Here is an 18,267-nt window from a genome sequence, read left to right on the forward strand (position 1 = left end):
CGCGAAGGCGTCTGGTCAGCCAGCATCCAAGTTGAATGTACCGGCCTCTTCGCGAGCAGGCTCGCTCCCACAGGGTGATGAGTGCTCAAAAATCGAAACGGTTCAGCGCGGCATGCAGATCGAACGGCAGGTAACGCGACTGCCGATCGCGCATGACCTTGATCATCGCGACGTCGGGGTCGCTGGAAAAAACCAGCCGACCACCACTGGCCACCAGGTGATCCAGTAGCCGCTCTTTCTCGCCGACAAGCCCTTCCGGATTACGATCATTGGCGGTCGTGACATCCAGGCGCAGCCAATGGGTACCGGGGATCAAGTCACCTGCAAACACCACCGGCCCGCCCGGCATGGCGATTTCCGGTAGCAGCTGCCCTGGGGTGTAGCCATCGCTGTAGTGGAACTGCCAACCGTCGCCCAGCTCATTGCACCGGGCGCCATCGACGAGCACCAGTCGCCCGCTGCTTTCAAGCCTGTGCACGATCTGTCGGACGAACATGGCGCGATCATGCGGGTGGTTGTGCCGCGCCCGGGACCAGTGCCGTTCACCGGTGATGTAATGGGCCGTGGGAAACAGCAAGCGGGGTGTATCGCCGTCAGCGACCGCCGCACAGAGCTCAGGGCTGAGTTGCGCATGCAGGTGCGTGAGCACCACCGCACTGATGTCGCGCTCAGTGAGGCCGTGCTGCGCCAGGCTGTCCAGCAGCCCTGGAGTTTGTTTTTGACAGCTGCAGGTACGTCGCAACGGTGCCAGTAGCGCACCGGCCCCCGCCAGCACCAGGATGTTCCTGCCCGCCTGCTGCACCAGCAGACCGCGTGAAGCAAGGTGCACGAGGTTGTCCTGATCAGGCGTGAGCCAGTCTGCCCACAATTGTCGCGGCGTATTACCGAACATCACACCACCATCAAGCTTGCGACTGTTACCGGCCAGAGTGGATATACAACGGTTCACGACAGATACCTCTTGGAATTCACGTCATCGCGCATAACGGGCGGCGAATATCTTTTATTAGGTCTACAGGTTAATCCTCCATCACTGGTTTCCCCCCCACCCGAGTGGAGTGGGTCGCGACGTTCGGGGTTGGGTCCACTCAAGAATGCTGGGCCAGGTGAAAACCGAAAGATTGGCAGGCAGCCTCCTGCGGACTCCGACTTCCGACTTGCGGTAATGGCACTTTTCCCCGGACAACGCCAGAAAGGCGATGAATGAGCTATACCCGCTAATCTCCCCTTGCCGTTTTCAACACAGGAGTTTGGCAATGATGCTCAGACATTCGATGGCGATGCTCATGGTCGCCGCAAGCCTCTACGGCTGCACCACGTCATCCAGCAAGAGCGTAAACATTCCTTTGCAAGCCACCCGGCAGAACGCCGGCCAGATCGGCAATGTGTCGTTGGCCGAATGGGATAAACAAACCGGGCTCAGTTTCTTCATCAGTGGCGTACCCACCGGAGCGGTGCTGCCCTTGCGCCTCTATTCGTTCATCAATAAGGGCACTTGCCAGCAACCCGGGCCTGTTGCCTACGACTTGAACGACAAGGTCAACACCGAACGCCAACCTGTGCGCGGTTGGGCGTTTTCAAGAACGGCACCTGTTCCGTTGTCCACCCTGCTGGCGGGTGAGTACTCGATCCTCGTGCGAAGCGCGGCAACGGATGGCAATACGGATATTTTTTGCGGGGATATCAAGCAGGCTGGCTCGGCGAAATGAACAAGCAAAAGTAGAGCGACGGTGTGTATATCCGTTTTTTCGGTAACGGCTACTGACGGTTCCGCTCTTACAGCGGGTCACTTGGAAAAGCCCCAAGTAACCAAGGGCTCTTGCCCCTTTCGTTCGGTGCCTCGCTAGTGCTCGGCATGCCCTCGCTCCGGTCCTGCTCCGTGGGCCCGCCGCCATCGGCCATCCATGGCCGGGGGCGGCTACCGCGGCATCCCTGCCGCGGTGCCCACTGCGCAGAACCTCCACTCGGCCTCTCGAGGGGGCGCACACCGCAAAAGCCAAAGCGAGGCGGCCTGATAGCCGACCTGTTTTTGCAGGCATCCCACAGAAAAACAAAAGCAAATTAGTGTACATCCGCCCTTCACCACTCATCAGGCCGAGCGTTAGCTCGCCTGCAGCTTTTGATCTTGATCTACCCGCCCCTTCGGGAGGCTGAGTGGAGGCGTTTATCCGGGGATTGGCGCGCAGCGCCGTTCGACGCAGTCGAACTCATCGCATGTAGGTGCCAGCGAAGCCAACCGGAGGGCGATGCCCCCGGATCAATGCAGGAGCGAAGGAACCCCGAGCCCCAGCGAGGGGCCGGACGCCGGGGCGAGACCTTTGGTTCCTTTGGGGCGTTTGCCAAAGGGACTCGCCGTAAGGGCGAAACCATAGGTGGCCGTTACCGCAGGAACGGATATGTACACCCTCCCATCACACCCATGAAAAACTCAATCCACCCGCTGAACCTTAGGCGCCTGCCACCGTCCATCCAGCGCCTCAGGCTTCGGCCAATAAACACGCCCGGCGATATAAAACGGCCCATCCGGCGCAGGTAGCCAATTGGCCTGCTGTTCCTTGTCCGGCTGCTGATGCTGGATATACAAAGTGATCCCCCCATCGGCATCACGTTTGAGGTTGGCCAGCATTGGCGAGTTGATCAGGTAACGGTTCAACGGATTGGCCACCAGCAACCGCTGGGCGTTGTACATCGTCAACGACCAGAAGGCATTGACCGGCGGCAACTGGCCCGGAGGGAAACGCAAGGTATAACGATGGCGCGAGGCATCCAGTTTCTGTCCGTCGGCATCGAGATAAAACGGCGGATAGAGTGTCTCCTCCTTGTCGTTGCCATAGAGGCCGGTGACAGTCGCACGCATGCGATAAAGGTAATTGCTGCCCAGAAATTCGCGGCTGCCGAGGAAGCGCGACGTGGAAACCTCTCCTCGGGCAACCTGCTGGCCAAGGGCATCGAAATCTTGCCAGGCGTCGGCGATACCCGCCTTGATGGCCTCGCGGATGTCCTCAGGCCATGCCTGCTCATCAAACGTCTGCCCTGGACCAATGTTCAGTTTTGCAAAGGTCTTCATCAGGTCGCTTTCCGAAGGATGCGTCGGGCAGAACCCCAGAACGAAGTTCAATTGCTTGAAGAATGCCAGGCTGCTGCGCTCTGCCTCGGCACTGAGCGGCACCAGGAAATCCACCGCAGGCGCAGCGTCCGGTACCGGTTGCCCGAGGAACGTGGAAAGCGGCTGGACCTTATAGCCGGCCTGTATACGCTTCACGTTTTCCAGATCGTCAGGCCCCTGAAGCTGGGTGCGATAAAAAACAAAGGCAAAGCGGGTTTCGGAGCGAAACACCCGGTCGATCCCCGGCGGCACTGTGCCGTGCCAGTCCGGTCCGGCGAGCAGGAACGTGCCGCCGCCATTGCCGGTGGTGCGGCTGCCGACGTAGCCGAAGTTATAGGTATAGGCATCGACGAACTGCGCCGAGTAGTAACGCCCCGCCTCCACGGCTGGCAGGGTCAGCACCAGCGGTTCGCTACGCAGATCGGCGCCCAGTTGGGAGTACGGGGTGTCGGCGTTGGGTGTCGGATAGGCCTTGTCGTCAGGGGTGTAGATGCGTGCGGTGTTGTGCAGGGTGTTCCAGGGTGCCTTGAATTCGGGATGCTGCCGATCCTGGAAATAGGTGTACTGGACGCGGTAGTTGTCCACCAGGGGAAAGCCGTAAATATAGGCTTGCCTGGCAATGACGCGGGCCTCTGCGGGTGTCAGCGTATCGGCAACGGCCAGTTGGGCATGGCTGAGCATTGCCAGCCATGCAAGAAAGACAATGCGCATGAAGTTGTGTTTTTTCACAGCGAACTCCTTGTAACGGGTGAGCGGAGCGCCGGAGCGCTCCGCCCGGTTTTCAGACGTTGCCCAGCCCACCGCCGCACACCAGTACCTGGCCGCTGACGTAGTCCGACTCCGGAATGCAGAACAGGTACACGGCCCCCGCCGCTTCGGCGGTGTTACCCGGACGCCCCAACGGAATCATGCTTTTGGATTGCTCGACGATGGCCGGGCTGATGCCCACCTTGATCTCGCGGCCTTCAATGTTGATGAAGTGCGGATCGCCTTCCACCGGCTGGGTCTGGCGGGTTTCGATGTGGCCGAAGGCGACGGCGTTGACGTTGACCTTCATGCGCCCCCATTCCTTGGCCAGGCATTTGGTCATGCCCAGCACACCCGCCTTGGCGGTGGAATAGTTGACCTGCCCCGGGTTGCCGCCTGCGGACGTCGAGGCGATGTTGACCACCTTGCGGTTGACCACGCGACCTTCGGCCGCCTCTTTCTTGGCCATGGCGCTGATGATCGGTTGGGCGGCGCGCAGGATGCGAAATGGCGCGGTGATGTGGCAGTCGATGATCGCGTACCACTGTTCATCGCTCATCTTCTGGATCACGTTGTCCCAGGTGTAGCCGGCGTTGTTGACGATGATGTCGATGCCGCCGTAGTTGTCGACGGCGGTCTTGACCAAGCGATCGGCGAAATCGACCGCCGTGACGCTGCCCACACAGGCGACAGCCTCACCACCGAGGGCGCGGATCTCGGCCACCACTTCCTCGGCGGGGCCAGCATCCAGGTCGTTGACCACCACGCGCGCACCGTCGCTGGCCAGTTTCAGGGCGACACTGCGCCCGATGCCACGGCCGGAGCCGGTCACCAGCGCGACTTTGCCTACAAGCTTTTTCATGGGGATATTCCTAGTTTTTGTTGGTGTCAGATAAGTACTTCAGATGAGCGCCACGGTGGCTTCGCCCACCAGTTTTTCTTCGCCGTATTGGTTAATGCAGCGGATCGCCAGGCGCACGCGCGGCTCGCCAGCGACCTCGAACAGCTCGATGACTTTGCCGTGGCAAGTGGGGATGTGCCCCAGCTGGGTGATGCCGGTAAATCGCACCGCCAGGCTGCGGATCTGCTGCTGCGAGACCCAGGCCGTGAGCAGGCGACCGAGGTAGGCCACCGAGAGCATGCCGTGGGCAAAGACATCGGGCTGGCGGGCCTTGCGGGCGAAGTCCAGGTCGATATGCACCTGGTTGTGATCACCCGAGGCCCCCGCGTACAGGGCCAGCGTGGTGCGGTTGATGGCCGGCAACGTCAGCGGTGGCAACTCGAAACCAACCTGCACGTCAGACCACTGAATTGAATTCATGTCAGGCTCCTCAGCGCTGCACGAGCGACGAGCGGATGTCGGCGATGTGCTGACCTTCCTGGTTGGTGACGCGGGTCTGTTGCACCACGAAGGTCAAGGCCCCGCCTTTTTTCTCGTAGACATCCACCACCCGGGTATCGAAGGTCAGCACATCGCCGGCATAGGCCAGGCCGTGATATTCGAAGCCCTGTTCGGCGTGCAGGATGCGCCCCAGATCAAAGCCGAAAATGTCCTGGACAATGTGGTCGCTGTCGCGCCCCTCGGCTTCCAGGCACATCAGGAAACTGGGCGGTACCGGCAATGACCGGTGACCGGCGCGCCTGGCGGCGGATTCATCGGTGTACACCGAATCGGTTTCGCCAATGGCCTTGGCGAAAAAGCGCAGGCGGCCCTTTTCGACTTCACAGCTCGTTACGCCCAACGAACGCCCGATCAGACTTTTATCTGGCATGTCAGTCACCCCTGTCAGTCAGTCTTTTTCATAAAAAACGGACGCGCCCGCGACAGGCGCGCCCTGTCATCAGCCGCGACCGAACAGCGTCACAATGCCGGCGCCGCCCAGGCCCAGGTTGTGCTGCAAGGCGTGCTCGATGTTCTCAACCTGGCGTTTGTCGGCGGTCCCCCGCAGTTGATGGGTCAACTCGTAGCACTGGGCCAGACCGGTGGCGCCCAGCGGGTGCCCCTTGGACAGCAGGCCGCCCGACGGATTGATCACCACTTGACCGCCATAGGTGTTGTCACCGTCCATCACGAATTTTTCCGCCCCGCCTTCCGGACAGAAGCCCAGGCCCTCGTAGGTCAGCAATTCGTTATGGGCGAAGCAGTCATGCAGTTCGCAGACACGGATGTCTTCCGGTCCGACGCCGGCCTTTTCGTACACTTCAGTGGCAGCCTGACGGGTCATGCCGACACCGACGATGCTGATCAGCGATGGCGGTTCGAAGGCTTCCGGCTGATCGGTCACCAAGGCCTGGGCCAGGATGCAGACATCGGTGCGCAGACCGTGCTGCTTGGCGAAACGCTCGGACACGACGATGGCCGCGGCACCGCCGCAGGTCGGTGGGCAGGCCATCAAACGGGTCATGACGCCCGGGAAAATCACCTGGTCGTTCATGACGTCTTCGGTGGTAATCACCTTCTTGAACACCGACAGCGGGTTGTTGGCGGCGTGGCGGCTGGCCTTGGCGCGAATGGCCGCGAAGGTTTCCATCTTCGTGCCGTATTTCTCCATGTGCTCGCGGCCGGCACCGCCAAAGAACTTCAGAGCGTCCGGCATTTCGCGGCCTTCAGGGAAGATCGCGTCGGCCACTTCATGGCCTTTGCCGTAGGTGATCGGGCGGTCGAGCCAATGGGATTTCAGGGCACCGGGCTGCATCTGCTCGAAGCCGAACGCCAGCGCGCAATCCACGGCGCCGCTTTCCACGGCCTGGCGCGCCAGGTAGAGGGCGGTGGAACCGCTGCCGCAGTTGTTGTTGACGTTGATCACCGGAATACCGGTCAGTCCCACTTCGTAGAGCGCCGACTGGCCGCTGGTGGAGTCGCCGTACACATACCCGGCGTAAGCCTGCTGGACTTTGCGGTAATCCAGGCCGGCATCCTGCAGGGCCAGGCGGATCGCTTGCGCGCCCATCTCGATGTAGCTACCGCTCTGGCCAGGCTTGGCAAACGGGATCATGCCGACACCGGCAACAAATACTTTCTGCGACATCACTTTCTCCAAGGTCAGTTATCAAGGCCTGTGCCGGTCGCCCACGGCGTGGGACGACGCGGCAAACCGTCGACCGATGGTCACGCAATGTCGCAGCGTGACGCCCCCTCCAGTGGAGGGGGAAACACGAGCCCACTAGGAAAACCCTTAAAAAGGACCGGAGGGAGGTTTCCCCCCCCACAGGAGGGGGAGGCTCGGGAGGCGGCAGCGGTAGCGTTTCGTGGCGGTACACCAGAACAACAAGATCAAAGGGGTAACCAACACGTGACTTCCGTAAGACATATGAGCACCCGATACCCGCAGCCTCCTGCCACTTTGCAGTTCGGGTTCCGCCCTCACCTGCTGGCCCTCGCCGTGGGACTTGGGACGTGTGCCAACGCCAATGCCATCGACTTCCAGATCGGCGAAATCGAAGGTCAGTTCGATTCGTCCCTTTCCGTGGGTGCCAGTTGGTCCGTACGCGGCCCGGACCCCAAATTCATCAACTCCGCCAACACCCTGGGCCTGCGCGGCGAGTCGGCCACCCGCACCGCCGATGACAACCGGCAGAACTTCAAGAAAGGCGAAACCTTCTCGAAGATCTTCAAGGGTGTGCATGACCTTGAGCTGAAGTACGGCGACAGTGGTGTCTTCGTTCGCGGCAAGTACTGGTACGACTTCGAACTGAAGGATGAACACCGCCTGTTCTACGACATCGACGACAGCGGTCGTGACGATCTGGCCAAGTCATCCGGCGCCGAATTCCTCGACGCGTTCGTCTACCACAACTACAACCTCGGCGACCTGCCAGGCAACGTGCGCCTGGGCAAACAGGTGGTGAGCTGGGGCGAAAGCACCTTCATCGGCAACTCGATCAACAGCATCAACCCGATCGACGTCGCGGCCTTGCGTCGCCCGGGCGCCGAGGTCAAGGAAGGCCTGATTCCGGTCAACATGCTGTATGTCTCCCAGGGCCTGGCCGAGAACCTCACTGCCGAAGCGTTCTACCAGCTGGAATGGGAAAACTCGGTGGTCGACAACTGCGGCACCTTCTTCGGTTCCGACCCCCTGCCCCAGGGCTGCAACGACCGCCTGGTCTTCGCCGGTCCCGATCTCGCCCCTGGCGTAGCACGCAACACCGCGACTGCCGCGCAGATTCTCAGCGGGCAAGTGCTGGACGACGTCTACATGCCTCGATCCAAAGACAACGACCCTCGGGACAGCGGCCAGTTCGGCATCGCGCTGCGCTGGTTCGTGCCGGAATTGCACGATACCGAGTTCGGCTTCTATGCCATGAACTATCACAGCCGCAACCCCTACCTGAGCTTCACGCAGACCACGGTCGCGCCGATCACCGCTGCCCAGGTGGCCGCCTTGCCCGCTGCGGCCCGTACCGTTGGCGTGGCCCAGAACCAGTTCAACCGGGTGCGCGCCGCCCGTTACTTCGTCGATTACCCGGAAGATATTCGCCTCTACGGGTTGAGCTTCCAGACCACCCTGGGCGAAACCTCGGTCGGTGGCGAGCTGAGCTATCGCCCCAACATGCCGTTGCAGATCAACACCGCCGACTTGAACCTGGCCGCGATCCAATCCACCGATACCAACTTCCGTACCCAGACCTCGCCAGTCTTCACCTCCGGCGAAACGGCGCAAGCCTTGGGCGGCGACCTGCCCGGCTACAAACGCATGCCGGTCATGCAGGCACAGGTCACGGCCACGCAGTTCTTCGATCAGATCTGGGGCGCCAGCCGTCTCACCCTGGTAGGCGAAGTGGGCTACAACCGCATCAACGGCCTGGGCCCGGCCGACGGCACTGATATCCGCTTCGGACGCAGCCCGGTGTTTGGCGCCGGCGAGTTCCCCGGCACCCAGAACGCGACCGTCTGCGCCACCGCCACCAACCCGCAGAAGGAGTGCAATAGCCACGGTTTCTACACCACCGATTCCTGGGGCTACCGCATGCGCGCCAAGCTGGATTACACGAACGTGATTGCCGGCATCAATCTCTCGCCAAACCTGGCCTGGTCCCACGACGTGGACGGATGGGGCCCGAACTTCGAGGAAGGCGCCAAAGCCGTCAGCCTCGGCGTGGATGCCGACTACCTGAGCACCTACACCGCGAGCCTGAGCTACACGGACTTCTTCGGTGGCCACTTCAACACCAACACCGACCGGGACTACGTCTCGCTCAGTTTCGGCGTCAACTTCTGAGTCGCAACAGACAGAGGGTCAATCCATGAAAGCACGCATGATCATCACCGCCGGAGCCGTTGCGCTCTCCCTGCTGGCCACCAGCGTCATGGCCGCCGTCAGCGAACAGGAAGCGGCCCAACTGGGCACGACCCTGACGCCACTGGGCGCGCAGAAGGAAGGCAACGCCGACAAGAGCATTCCCGCCTGGGACGGCGGCCTCAAGGCCGGCGCGGCACCGGTGGACGCCAAGGGCTTCCTCGGCGATCCGTTCAAAAACGAGAAGCCGTTGTTCACGATCACCGCCGCCAATGCCGAGCAATACAAGGACAAGCTGTCGCCCGGGCAGTTGGCGATGTTCAAGCGCTATCCCGACACGTACAGGATCCCGGTCTATCCGAGCCATCGTACGGCGGCCGTACCATCGGCCGTCTACGCGGCCGCGAAGAAGAGCGCACTCAATGTGCAATTGGTCAGCGACGGTAAGGGCCTGAGCAACTTTGCCGACTCGCGTTACTACGCCTTCCCGATCCCCAAGAGCGGCGTCGAAGTCTACTGGAACCATGTGACGCGCTTTCGCGGTGAGAACGTCGAGCGCTGGTCGGTCCAGGCCGTGCCGCAGGTCGATGGTGCCTACACCATCGTCGAGACCCATGACCAGAACAGCTTCCCGCAATACATGGATGGCGTGGACCCGCAGACCGACAAGAACATCCTGTACTACTACATTTTCGCCGTCGACGCGCCGGCGCGCCTGGCAGGCACCGTGTCCATGGCCCACGAAACCATCGATCAGGTGACAGAGCCACGCAAGGCCTGGACCTACAACGCCGGTCAACGCCGGGTGCGCCGCGCCCCGCAACTGGCCTATGACGCACCCGGCCTGGCTTCGGACGGCATGCGGACCTCCGACAACGCCGACATGATGAATGGTTCCCCGGATCGCTATGACTGGAAGCTGATCGGCAAGAAGGAGATGTACATCCCCTACAACAACTACAAGTTGCAATCGCCGAGCGTGAAGTACGCCGACATCATCAAGCCCGGTCATATCAACCAGGACCTGACCCGCTACGAGTTGCACCGCGTGTGGCATGTGCAGGCGACCCTGAAGACTGGCGAACGGCACATTTATGCCAAGCGCGACATGTACTTTGATGAAGACACCTGGGTGCTCACCGAGGTGGACCATTACGACGGTCGCGGCCAGCTCTGGCGCGTGGGTGAGAACTACACCTACAACAACTATGAAAAAGGCGTGAATGCGCCGGCAGCGCAGGGCTTCTATGACTTGCTCGCCGGACGCTACATCGTCGCGACCATGAGCAACGAGGCCAAATCGGCGCCGCTGTACGGCAACCGGACCAAACTGGCGGATTTCACGCCGGCCGCGTTGCGCAATGCGGGTATTCGCTGACCCCGGGAGCGGTTGTTAGAGAGACGCCCCGCTTGCGGGGCGTTTTTGTTGCAAGATTGCGCTGGAACTCCTTGAGCATTGCCGCGTGATTGAAGTTTGGCGTTCACCGAAGATCAAAAATATGGGAGCGAGCCTGCTCGCGAAGGCGGTGTATCGCCCCGCCTGCCTTGTTTGATTACATGGTGTATCAACAGTAATTCCGCGACAGCGATGTATCTTCCAACCCTGGCTTCTTAAAGTGATCGATCCACTCCGTTCCCTCACGCCAAGAGTGATCCTTCATGCCCCATGACTTGACCCGACTTGATGCTGCACTGGCCGCCTATCCCCGGGCGACCTTGCTCGAAAGCCCAACCCCGATCCAGAAGCTGTCGCGCTTGAGCCAGTTGCCCGAACTGAATGGCTGCAACCTCTACGTCAAACGTGACGACCTGACCGGCCTCGGCGGTGGTGGCAACAAGCTGCGCAAACTTGAGTTTTTGCTGGGCGAAGCGCTGGCCGAGGGTGCCGACACCCTGGTGACCTGGGGCGGTTTTCAATCCAACCACGCCCGCCTGACCGCCGCCACCGCGGCCCGCCACGGCCTGACCTGCGAACTGATTCTGACCCCATCCGCCGTGCGCACCGACGAGGACTTCTGCCACAACGGCAACGTCCTGCTGGACAGTCTGTTCGGCGCGACGGTCCATCGCCTGCCGCGAGGCCTAGCGCCGGATACCTTCGCCCTCAAGTTGGTCGACACACTCAAGGCCCAAGGCAAGAAACCCTTCGTCATGCCACTGGGTGGCTCCAGCCCACGGGGCAGCCTGGGCTATGCCGCCTGCGCCGCCGAGATCCTGCGCCAGGCCGATGCACTGGGCATTCAATTTGACCGCATCATCGTGCCCAACGGCAGCGCCGGCACCCATTCGGGGCTGCTAACCGGCGTCACCCTGGCTCGCTCATCCACGACAATCACTGGCTACTCGGTACTGGCCACCGAAGAACAAGCCTGCGCCACGACCCTGGAAAAAACCCGGCAAACCCTGCATCTGCTAGACCCATTCGCCACCCTGGTCGACAACGCGATCAGCATCGATGGCAGCCAACGCGGTGAAGCCTACGGCGCACCGACCCAAGCCATGCTGGAAGCCGTGCGCCTGCTGGCCTCCCATGAGGGCCTGCTCACTGACCCGGTCTACGGCGGCAAGGCCTTCGCCGGTTTGCTGGCAGCCGTGCGCCGGGGTGATTATCCGGCGGGAAGTAACCTGCTGTTCGTGATGACGGGGGGATTGCCCGGGCTGTTTGCATACCGCAGTGCATTTGACTGATCGTCTTTTCAGCCACCATAAAAAACCTCCCCGGTTGCGATACCGGGGAGGTTTTTTTCGACTGCACCAATCAATCAGCCCTGAGCTTTGCTCATCTTGGTGAACAATTCGGTCGGTACTTTCTTGCCGTTGGAGATGTACTGGTTGGTGCGGAACTTGTAGACCTCGCCTTCGGAGAGGAAGCCGTCGCCGTTGGTGTCCATCGCTTTGAACTCTTCGCCACCTTGCGGGGCCACAGCCAGCAGTTCTTTCAGGGAAACGCGGCCGTCGTGGTCGGTGTCGGTACGGGCGAAGGACGCGTCGCCGCATTTGCCTTCACCGCACTTGCCTTCACCGGCCTTGGTCACCTTGGCGCCGGTTTCGCTGGCGCCGCACTTGCCTTCGCCACACTTTCCTTCACTGGTCTTTTCCGCCGCGGCCAGTTGGTAGCCTTGTGGCAGTGCGTCAGCGGCGAAGGCGGACGAGGCGAGGTTCATGCTGCCGGCCAGTGCAACTGCGATCAGGCCAATGCGGGATTTATTCGACATACGGGACATGCTGATTACTCCGGATACAGTGTGCGGCCAGGCCGCTCAGGGTCATGCCACAAGGGCGATAAGCCGTGGTGCGAGCGCATTTGCTTTCTCGCTAAGGCAGGGCTATTTGACTGCATACGTGTATCCCGGATGTATCCGGATCGCGGGGCATTTGTAAGCCAGTCTCCGTACACGGGGTTCGGATACACAGCGATACACAGGCCCTGCTCTTTTGATCCTCATGTACGAGAAGCCTCAACGTAATCCAACTTCCTATATGCATTTGTGGCGAGGGAGCTTGCTCCCGCCGGGTCCGCGCAGCGGCCCCAAAAAGAGGGACTGCTGCGCAGTCCAGCGGGAGCAAGCTCCCTCGCCACAGGTAGAATGTGATGGAGAATCAATGACTCATTGGCACTGCGAATACAGCGCTGGCACGCGCCACCATCCGCTCACCGACATACAGCCCAACCGTGGCAAACGCCAGTTGCCGTCCTTTTTTGGAAGTCTCCAGACGCACCTGTAGCCACTCATTGATTTTCACTGCACTGAGGTAATCCAGGGTCATGCTTGCCGTGATCAAAGGCTGCGGAGGGTCGCTGGAAAACGCCATGGCGTATCCCATCCCCACATCGGCCAAGGTCGCCAGGACACCACCATGCAAAGTACCGCGACCATTGGCATGCCGGGCGTCGGTCCACAATCCAAGTTCCAGTTGCAAGCCACTGCCCCTGCCGTAGATCGGGCCCAGCAAATCAAGCAGCGGACTGCTGCGGGTCAGCGGGGTAAAACCCTCGGGAATTGCACTGTCGTTCATGGTCCCTCCTTCTGCCGGCTTAGGACCGGCGTCGTTGGCCTGAATACATGGGTACATGCCTGGAGGGTTTATGGCTGATCGCAAAACCGGGCAAGGATCATTCGTCTATGGAATTTGTAGCGATAAGCTCAGACGCCCCATGTCGCGAATGTCGTGCTGATCCACAATCCATCGCTACTCGACCATTTCCGACGCCTGCCCTTCGCGGCCTGACTGTTGCTATCAAATCCAACCCCACTGTATCTGCTTGTGCCCGACCGCAAATGGTTAGCCTTGCTGCTCATCCCAGGAGGATTTGCACCATGCCGGACGCCACTAACCTTTACCTGTTCGTTATCGCCGCCCTGCTGTTGCTGATCGTGCCTGGCCCAAACATGGCCTTCGTCACCAGTCATGCAGTGGCCAACGGCTGGCGCGCCGGTTTCGCCGCAGCGCTGGGCATCAGCCTGGCCGATGTGCTGATGACTGCCATGGTCAGTGCAGGTCTCGGTACGCTGGTGATGAGTTGGGCGCCGGCGTTCGATGTGCTGCGCTGGGCCGGGGCTTGTTATCTACTGTGGCTGGCGTGGCAGGCATTGAAGTCGCCCCCAGTGAATACGGATGCTCAACCTGCGCTGGCTTCGCTGCGCAAGATTTTTATCCGGGCCACGCTCAACAGCCTGTTAAACCCCAAGGCGTTGTTGTTCTTCATGGTGTTCCTGCCGCAATTCGTCACCGTGGGCGCCGGCAGTGTCACCTTGCAACTGATGCTGCTGGGGGTGTTGCTCGCTCTGATCGCATGGGTCTTTCATGCCCTGCTCAGCGTTTGTGCCGGGCGGCTGCACGGACGTCTGCGTGGCGGCAGGATCTCCGGACGACTGGGTACTTATGGTTTCGCAGTGGTCATGATGGCTCTGGCGGCACGTTTGCTGGTGCTCAACCGGCCGGTGTGAAGTGCCGCCTTATAACTTCCCCTGAATTCACGCAGGTCGTTCCGACCATCTAAAATCATCTCATCCACTTAAGGGGTTATCTCCAAAGAGAGGCGTTCGAGATGCAACTCACCACGTTGAAAATCGATAAGCCGGACGAAACGAACTTCATTTTGGGCCAGACGCACTTCATCAAGTCCGTCGAGGACATCCACGAAGCGTTGGTCAATACCGTGCCAGGGATCCGCTTTGGCGTGGCCTTTTGTGAAGCTTCCGGCAAATGCATGGTGCGGTGGTCGGGCACCGATGACGCAATGATCGAACTGGCACGCAAGAATGCGCAGGCCATCGGCGCAGGTCACAGCTTCATCCTTTTCCTGGGCGATGGGTTCTATCCGCTGAACGTACTGAACACCCTGAAAATGGTGCCGGAGGTGTGTCGCATTTTTTGTGCAACGGCCAACCCCACCGAAGTGGTTCTGATGCAGACGGAACAAGGACGGGCCATCCTGGGGGTCGTGGATGGCTTTTGTGCCAAAGACATTGAAGGCGACGCAGACATCCAGTGGCGCAAGAATTTCTTGCGGCAAATTGGCTACAAGCAGTGAGTGGTCAACCCAGGCGCTTTTCGAAGTAGACGCGATTGAAGCCGTCCTCCGAGCGCCGCTGGACTTCGACGTAACCAAGTCGAGGATAAATCGACAGATTGTCGGTCATCTTCTCGTTCGTATAGAGGTGAACGCTGCCAAGCCCCAGGCGCACCGCTTCTGCCTCGCAGAACTGAACGAGCGACTTGCCGATGCCTTTGCCGCGTCCTGCTTCAGACACGGCCACGTTTTCGAGAAACATGTGCCGATCCACCGGGTAGAAGACGATAAAACCCCGCAGCTCGTCTTGCGCTCCCGTGCAAAGGTACACCTGGCCGGCTGCAATCTGTGCCTTGAAGTCCGCCAGCATCGGTGCGGGCTTGCGGCCGATGAGGGGGACGTATTGGGCATACGCTTGCTCGGCGCAAACACGTACGGCGGTTTCATCGTTGGCAACGGCCTGGCGGATCATGTGTCGTTCACTCATCGCATATCCTGGCGGTGTGAAGCATTCGCAAGTCTGGCTCGCGGGTGCAGGTATTCACTACGGTCACTGAATGCTGACGTATATTGGTAGTGTCGGCCCGGGAAGTCGAGGCGGTTGAAGCACGCCACAGTGTGGCGCAGCGTGCCGGCGCAAACCCACGGATTACCCATAATGCTGGAGGTGCGACATGAGCCAATATCAACGCCTCTTTCTGATTGTCGGTCCAAACATGCGCCACACGCCCGCCATGGAACGGGCCGTCGCGCTGGCCAAAGCCACGGGCGCCATGCTGCATATCGCGGTGTTCATCGAAAACGTCGACACCCTGGGATTGATGAGCGGCGATGAGCACTTTCTCGAGCGCTGTCAGGAGGAGAACCAGAAGTGGCTGCAGGATGAAGCCCAACTGATCCGCGGCCATAGCGTTGCGGTGACCACCGAAGTGATATTGACCCGGGACGTCCTGCAAGAAATCCTTCAGCATGTGAAGGACTTGCAACCGGACCTGGTGATCAAGGACGTACACCACGAATCAACACTCAAACGCGTGTTCGCCACACCCCTGGATTGGCATCTGGTGCGCGATTGCCCGGTTGCCGTTCATCTGGTCAGCGAAGTCAGGTGTCCGCTTCCACGGGTGATCGTGGCCGCGGTGGACCTGTCCCATCCCGACCACCCGATTACAGAGTTCAACGACCGGATCATCCTGACCGCGCAACGGATGGCCACGCAATGCAACGCGGAGCTGCACCTGCTGCACGCCTTCGACCCCTCGCGAACCCACATCACTGACGCCGGCGCAGGTGCCGTGACGATGCCGGGTTTCAGCAGCGACGTACGTCGCGCGCTGCATAAGTCCTTCACTGCGTTGGCTGACAGCTACCACGTCGCCACTGAACGGCAACACTTCATTGAAGGGGCGCCCGCTAAAGTAATGTCCGATTACGCAGCCCATAGCCGAGCCGATGTGATCATCATGGGAAGTACCCATCGTAAGGGCCTGCACAAGCTGATGGGCAGTACGACGGAGCACGTGCTGCATAAGGTGCCCTGCAACGTGTTGGCCATACCATCCCTGTAGGAGCGAGCTTGCTCGCGAAGAGGCCATGACATCCCGCAGCCCTGCCATACTGTTGAGCATGGCCCGTGCAACTTTCCGCTTCTACGAGGAGCTCAACGACTTCCTGCCCGTCGAACGGCGGCGGCAGCCCTTTACCTGCGAATGTGCACAAGGGGCGACGGTCAAGCACATGATCGAGGCGCTCGGCGTACCGCACACGGAGGTCGAACTGGTGCTGCTCAACGGCGAGTCGGTGGGCTTCGGGCGGGTGATCTTCGACGGTGACCGGCTGGCGGTATACCCCAAGTTCGAAACCCTGGACATCAGCCCGCTGCTCAAGGTTCGCGCGCAACCACTGCGGGTGCTGCGCTTCGTCGCCGATGCGCACCTGGGCGGGCTGGCCAGCCTGCTGCGCATGAGCGGCTTCGACACCCTCTACGACAATGGCTTCGAGGACGGCGAGATCGCCGAGATCGCAGCCACCCAGGGACGCATTGTGTTGACCCGCGACCGCGAACTGCTCAAGCGCCGGATCATCAGCCACGGCTGTTACGTGCATGCCCTGAAGCCATCGTTGCAGCTGCGCGAAATATACGAACGCCTCGACCTGGCGCGCAGCGCACGGCCCTTTAGCCTGTGTCTGCATTGCAACCTGCCGCTGCACGAAATCAGCCTGGAAGTGGCCCGGCCGCTCGTGCCGCCACGGGTTGGCGCGCTCTACTCGAATTTCCTGCGCTGCGACGGCTGTGAACGGGTGTATTGGGAGGGGTCGCACTGGCGCGGCATGTGTGCACTGCTGGCACCTTTGCTGGACCGATAGCGGCGCGCTTCGGGTCGCGCCTCTTCACCGCGCCTGATCGTGCTCAAGCCAGCAGCTCGGTGATCCACCGCGCCTGTCGGGCGACGGCCTGTACCTTCTCCTCGGGCACACCTTGGCGCGACCGGGCGAAGTGGTTGAGGGTCTTCTGTTTCTGGCGCAGTTTGCGCTGCCACTTGGTCAGGAACGCCGGGCTGCGGGCTTGCATCTGCAACGGGCCGAAGTACAGCTCTCGGGCAGTGTAGGTCACGGGCCCGGCCCGTTCGGCGACGATGATTTCGTAGTCGAAGCGGTTTTCCCGCAGCACTTCCTCACAGAGGATGCGGTAACCATTGTCCATCAGCCACTGGCGCAGGGGCTGCTCACCGCCATTGGGTTGCAGGATCAAGCGTTCCTGACCGCTCAGGCGTGCCTTGCCACTGTCGAGGATGTCGCGAATCGTCTCGCCGCCCATGCCGCACAGGCTGATCGCCGTGATCCCGTCGCCGGGCTCGATGGCCGCCAGGCCGTTGGCCAGGCGCACGGTGATTTGCCGGTCCAGGCCATTCTCGCGCACGGTGCGTTCGGCCGCCTGAAAGGGCGTCAACGCCACCTCCCCCGCCACCGCCGCCGCAATGGCGCCACGGCGCATCAACGCCACCGGCAGGTAGCCGTGATCCGAACCGATATCGGCCAGGCGTGCCCCTGCCGGTACATGTGCTGCCACGCGCTCCAGACGCATGGACAATGTCTGTTCGTTCAACTGCAGCCCCTTTCTCACCACGAACCTCCGGCACCGTTGGCCGGATCGGGGCGTGATTGTGTCGGGCTACGTCGTGCATTTCAAATTTATGCGACCGGGGTCATGCTCGAAGCCGTTGTGCCACTCGGGGTGTTCGAAGGCGACAGGGAACAGCACATCGCCCGCGAAGGTCAACCGCTGGCCGCCAGAGTTCACATAGACCACGCTGTGCCCCGGGGTGTGGCCGCCGGTGAGCTTGGCGAGCACGCCCGGCGCCACTACATATTCATCGTCAAACGTACGCACCTTGCTGCGGTATTCGTTGATGAACTGATTGGCGGTGGCCCGCAGGACATCCGGCACCGGCGACGGCATGGAGGTCAGGGAAAAATCCGGCCCAGAAACATGTCCTTGAACCACGCTGCGCGGGCAGCCAGGTCTTAGCGTGGCCGGTGCCTACAAAAAGATAGGGAAGTTAGTACAGGGACCAGGCATGTCCTGGGGGGGGGGGGGGGGGGGGGGGGGGGGGGGGGGGGGGGGGGGGGGAGGGGGGGGGGGGGGGGGGGGGGGGGGGGGG

General features: G+C 61.1%; 18 protein-coding genes and 1 pseudogene. 8 read left to right on the forward strand and 11 right to left on the reverse strand.

What is annotated here, in order from left to right:
* Positions 1 to 85: 85 nt before the first annotated feature.
* Positions 86 to 949, reverse strand: a complete 864-nt coding sequence (locus ACSFE6_RS26870; protein WP_435430430.1) for an MBL fold metallo-hydrolase — start codon at positions 947 to 949, stop codon at positions 86 to 88.
* Positions 950 to 1,256: 307 nt separating this feature from the next.
* On the opposite strand from ACSFE6_RS26870, the gene ACSFE6_RS26875 reads away from it, so the two are divergent.
* Positions 1,257 to 1,709 (forward strand): hypothetical protein, encoded by a 453-nt coding sequence (locus ACSFE6_RS26875; RefSeq protein ID WP_435430431.1) that lies wholly within the window; start codon positions 1,257 to 1,259, stop codon positions 1,707 to 1,709.
* Positions 1,710 to 2,428: 719 nt separating this feature from the next.
* On the opposite strand, the gene ACSFE6_RS26880 is transcribed toward ACSFE6_RS26875, so the two are convergent.
* The 5 genes from ACSFE6_RS26880 to ACSFE6_RS26900 all read right to left on the reverse strand — a co-directional run bounded on the left by ACSFE6_RS26880 (position 2,429) and on the right by ACSFE6_RS26900 (position 6,882).
* The gene (locus ACSFE6_RS26880) at positions 2,429 to 3,835 is read right to left on the reverse strand and encodes a DUF1254 domain-containing protein (protein WP_435430432.1); all 1,407 of its coding nucleotides are present in this window, start codon (positions 3,833 to 3,835) and stop codon (positions 2,429 to 2,431) included.
* A gap of 52 nt (positions 3,836 to 3,887) precedes the next feature.
* Positions 3,888 to 4,715, reverse strand: coding sequence for an SDR family NAD(P)-dependent oxidoreductase (locus tag ACSFE6_RS26885; protein WP_435430433.1), 828 nt, complete (start codon positions 4,713 to 4,715; stop codon positions 3,888 to 3,890).
* A gap of 39 nt (positions 4,716 to 4,754) precedes the next feature.
* Positions 4,755 to 5,174, reverse strand: coding sequence for a MaoC/PaaZ C-terminal domain-containing protein (locus ACSFE6_RS26890; RefSeq protein ID WP_435430434.1), 420 nt, complete (start codon positions 5,172 to 5,174; stop codon positions 4,755 to 4,757).
* A gap of 10 nt (positions 5,175 to 5,184) precedes the next feature.
* A complete protein-coding gene (locus ACSFE6_RS26895) occupies positions 5,185 to 5,625 on the reverse strand; it encodes a MaoC family dehydratase N-terminal domain-containing protein (RefSeq protein ID WP_435430435.1) in 441 nt (146 codons plus the stop codon).
* Positions 5,626 to 5,694: 69 nt separating this feature from the next.
* Positions 5,695 to 6,882 (reverse strand): lipid-transfer protein, encoded by a 1,188-nt coding sequence (locus ACSFE6_RS26900; RefSeq protein ID WP_435430436.1) that lies wholly within the window; start codon positions 6,880 to 6,882, stop codon positions 5,695 to 5,697.
* A gap of 282 nt (positions 6,883 to 7,164) precedes the next feature.
* Between ACSFE6_RS26900 and ACSFE6_RS26905 the strand changes: the two genes are divergently transcribed.
* The 3 genes from ACSFE6_RS26905 (at position 7,165) to ACSFE6_RS26915 (ending at position 11,778) form a co-directional block, all read left to right on the forward strand.
* On the forward strand, positions 7,165 to 9,072 hold the full coding sequence (locus tag ACSFE6_RS26905) for a DUF1302 domain-containing protein (RefSeq protein WP_435430437.1): 1,908 nt from the start codon (positions 7,165 to 7,167) through the stop codon (positions 9,070 to 9,072).
* Positions 9,073 to 9,097: 25 nt separating this feature from the next.
* The gene (locus ACSFE6_RS26910) at positions 9,098 to 10,468 is read left to right on the forward strand and encodes a DUF1329 domain-containing protein (RefSeq protein WP_435430438.1); all 1,371 of its coding nucleotides are present in this window, start codon (positions 9,098 to 9,100) and stop codon (positions 10,466 to 10,468) included.
* A 281-nt stretch (positions 10,469 to 10,749) separates the two neighbouring features.
* Positions 10,750 to 11,778, forward strand: a complete 1,029-nt coding sequence (locus tag ACSFE6_RS26915) for a D-cysteine desulfhydrase family protein (protein WP_435430439.1) — start codon at positions 10,750 to 10,752, stop codon at positions 11,776 to 11,778.
* A 74-nt stretch (positions 11,779 to 11,852) separates the two neighbouring features.
* Here the strand turns inward: ACSFE6_RS26915 and ACSFE6_RS26920 are convergent, their stop codons facing one another.
* Positions 11,853 to 12,314, reverse strand: a complete 462-nt coding sequence (locus ACSFE6_RS26920; RefSeq protein WP_435430440.1) for an HvfA family oxazolone/thioamide-modified RiPP metallophore — start codon at positions 12,312 to 12,314, stop codon at positions 11,853 to 11,855.
* Positions 12,315 to 12,690: 376 nt separating this feature from the next.
* Positions 12,691 to 13,107: a PaaI family thioesterase gene (locus ACSFE6_RS26925; protein ID WP_435430441.1), complete on the reverse strand. Its 417-nt coding sequence runs from the start codon at positions 13,105 to 13,107 to the stop codon at positions 12,691 to 12,693.
* A 302-nt stretch (positions 13,108 to 13,409) separates the two neighbouring features.
* Between ACSFE6_RS26925 and ACSFE6_RS26930 the strand changes: the two genes are divergently transcribed.
* Together ACSFE6_RS26930 and ACSFE6_RS26935 are read left to right on the forward strand one after the other, a co-directional pair.
* A complete protein-coding gene (locus tag ACSFE6_RS26930; protein WP_435430442.1) occupies positions 13,410 to 14,039 on the forward strand; it encodes a LysE family translocator in 630 nt (209 codons plus the stop codon).
* A 101-nt stretch (positions 14,040 to 14,140) separates the two neighbouring features.
* Complete coding sequence (locus ACSFE6_RS26935; RefSeq protein ID WP_435430443.1) at positions 14,141 to 14,626, forward strand: adenosine-specific kinase; 486 nt, start codon at positions 14,141 to 14,143, stop codon at positions 14,624 to 14,626.
* Between the two features lie 4 nt (positions 14,627 to 14,630).
* Here ACSFE6_RS26935 and ACSFE6_RS26940 read toward each other — a convergent pair whose 3' ends face one another.
* Positions 14,631 to 15,092, reverse strand: coding sequence for a GNAT family N-acetyltransferase (locus ACSFE6_RS26940; protein ID WP_435430444.1), 462 nt, complete (start codon positions 15,090 to 15,092; stop codon positions 14,631 to 14,633).
* 187 nt (positions 15,093 to 15,279) lie between these two features.
* On the opposite strand from ACSFE6_RS26940, the gene ACSFE6_RS26945 reads away from it, so the two are divergent.
* Both ACSFE6_RS26945 and ACSFE6_RS26950 read left to right on the forward strand, forming a co-directional pair.
* The gene (locus ACSFE6_RS26945) at positions 15,280 to 16,173 is read left to right on the forward strand and encodes a universal stress protein (protein WP_435430445.1); all 894 of its coding nucleotides are present in this window, start codon (positions 15,280 to 15,282) and stop codon (positions 16,171 to 16,173) included.
* Positions 16,174 to 16,231: 58 nt separating this feature from the next.
* Positions 16,232 to 16,972 carry a Mut7-C RNAse domain-containing protein gene (locus tag ACSFE6_RS26950; protein ID WP_435430447.1) on the forward strand — a complete coding sequence of 247 codons (741 nt, stop codon included), beginning with the start codon at positions 16,232 to 16,234 and terminating at the stop codon, positions 16,970 to 16,972.
* Between the two features lie 43 nt (positions 16,973 to 17,015).
* Here ACSFE6_RS26950 and ACSFE6_RS26955 read toward each other — a convergent pair whose 3' ends face one another.
* Together ACSFE6_RS26955 and ACSFE6_RS26960 are read right to left on the reverse strand one after the other, a co-directional pair.
* Positions 17,016 to 17,711: a tRNA (adenine(22)-N(1))-methyltransferase gene (locus ACSFE6_RS26955; RefSeq protein ID WP_435430446.1), complete on the reverse strand. Its 696-nt coding sequence runs from the start codon at positions 17,709 to 17,711 to the stop codon at positions 17,016 to 17,018.
* A gap of 96 nt (positions 17,712 to 17,807) precedes the next feature.
* Positions 17,808 to 18,086 (reverse strand): annotated as a pseudogene (locus ACSFE6_RS26960) (MBL fold metallo-hydrolase); the annotation flags it as partial.
* Between the last annotated feature and the right edge of the window lie 181 nt (positions 18,087 to 18,267).

It is taken from the genome of Pseudomonas baetica (genome assembly GCF_051216495.1).
Taxonomy (GTDB): domain Bacteria; phylum Pseudomonadota; class Gammaproteobacteria; order Pseudomonadales; family Pseudomonadaceae; genus Aquipseudomonas; species Aquipseudomonas baetica_B.

Coding starts and splice junctions, on each gene's coding strand:
- ACSFE6_RS26920 (WP_435430440.1), bottom strand. CDS start 12,314: ATGTCCCGTATGTCGAATAAATCCCGCATTGGCCTGATCGCAGTTGCA.
- ACSFE6_RS26910 (WP_435430438.1), top strand. CDS start 9,098: ATGAAAGCACGCATGATCATCACCGCCGGAGCCGTTGCGCTCTCCCTG.
- ACSFE6_RS26900 (WP_435430436.1), bottom strand. CDS start 6,882: ATGTCGCAGAAAGTATTTGTTGCCGGTGTCGGCATGATCCCGTTTGCC.
- ACSFE6_RS26940 (WP_435430444.1), bottom strand. CDS start 15,092: ATGAGTGAACGACACATGATCCGCCAGGCCGTTGCCAACGATGAAACC.
- ACSFE6_RS26915 (WP_435430439.1), top strand. CDS start 10,750: ATGCCCCATGACTTGACCCGACTTGATGCTGCACTGGCCGCCTATCCC.
- ACSFE6_RS26930 (WP_435430442.1), top strand. CDS start 13,410: ATGCCGGACGCCACTAACCTTTACCTGTTCGTTATCGCCGCCCTGCTG.
- ACSFE6_RS26945 (WP_435430445.1), top strand. CDS start 15,280: ATGAGCCAATATCAACGCCTCTTTCTGATTGTCGGTCCAAACATGCGC.
- ACSFE6_RS26875 (WP_435430431.1), top strand. CDS start 1,257: ATGATGCTCAGACATTCGATGGCGATGCTCATGGTCGCCGCAAGCCTC.
- ACSFE6_RS26890 (WP_435430434.1), bottom strand. CDS start 5,174: ATGAATTCAATTCAGTGGTCTGACGTGCAGGTTGGTTTCGAGTTGCCA.
- ACSFE6_RS26935 (WP_435430443.1), top strand. CDS start 14,141: ATGCAACTCACCACGTTGAAAATCGATAAGCCGGACGAAACGAACTTC.
- ACSFE6_RS26950 (WP_435430447.1), top strand. CDS start 16,232: ATGGCCCGTGCAACTTTCCGCTTCTACGAGGAGCTCAACGACTTCCTG.
- ACSFE6_RS26885 (WP_435430433.1), bottom strand. CDS start 4,715: ATGAAAAAGCTTGTAGGCAAAGTCGCGCTGGTGACCGGCTCCGGCCGT.
- ACSFE6_RS26905 (WP_435430437.1), top strand. CDS start 7,165: ATGAGCACCCGATACCCGCAGCCTCCTGCCACTTTGCAGTTCGGGTTC.
- ACSFE6_RS26925 (WP_435430441.1), bottom strand. CDS start 13,107: ATGAACGACAGTGCAATTCCCGAGGGTTTTACCCCGCTGACCCGCAGC.
- ACSFE6_RS26895 (WP_435430435.1), bottom strand. CDS start 5,625: ATGCCAGATAAAAGTCTGATCGGGCGTTCGTTGGGCGTAACGAGCTGT.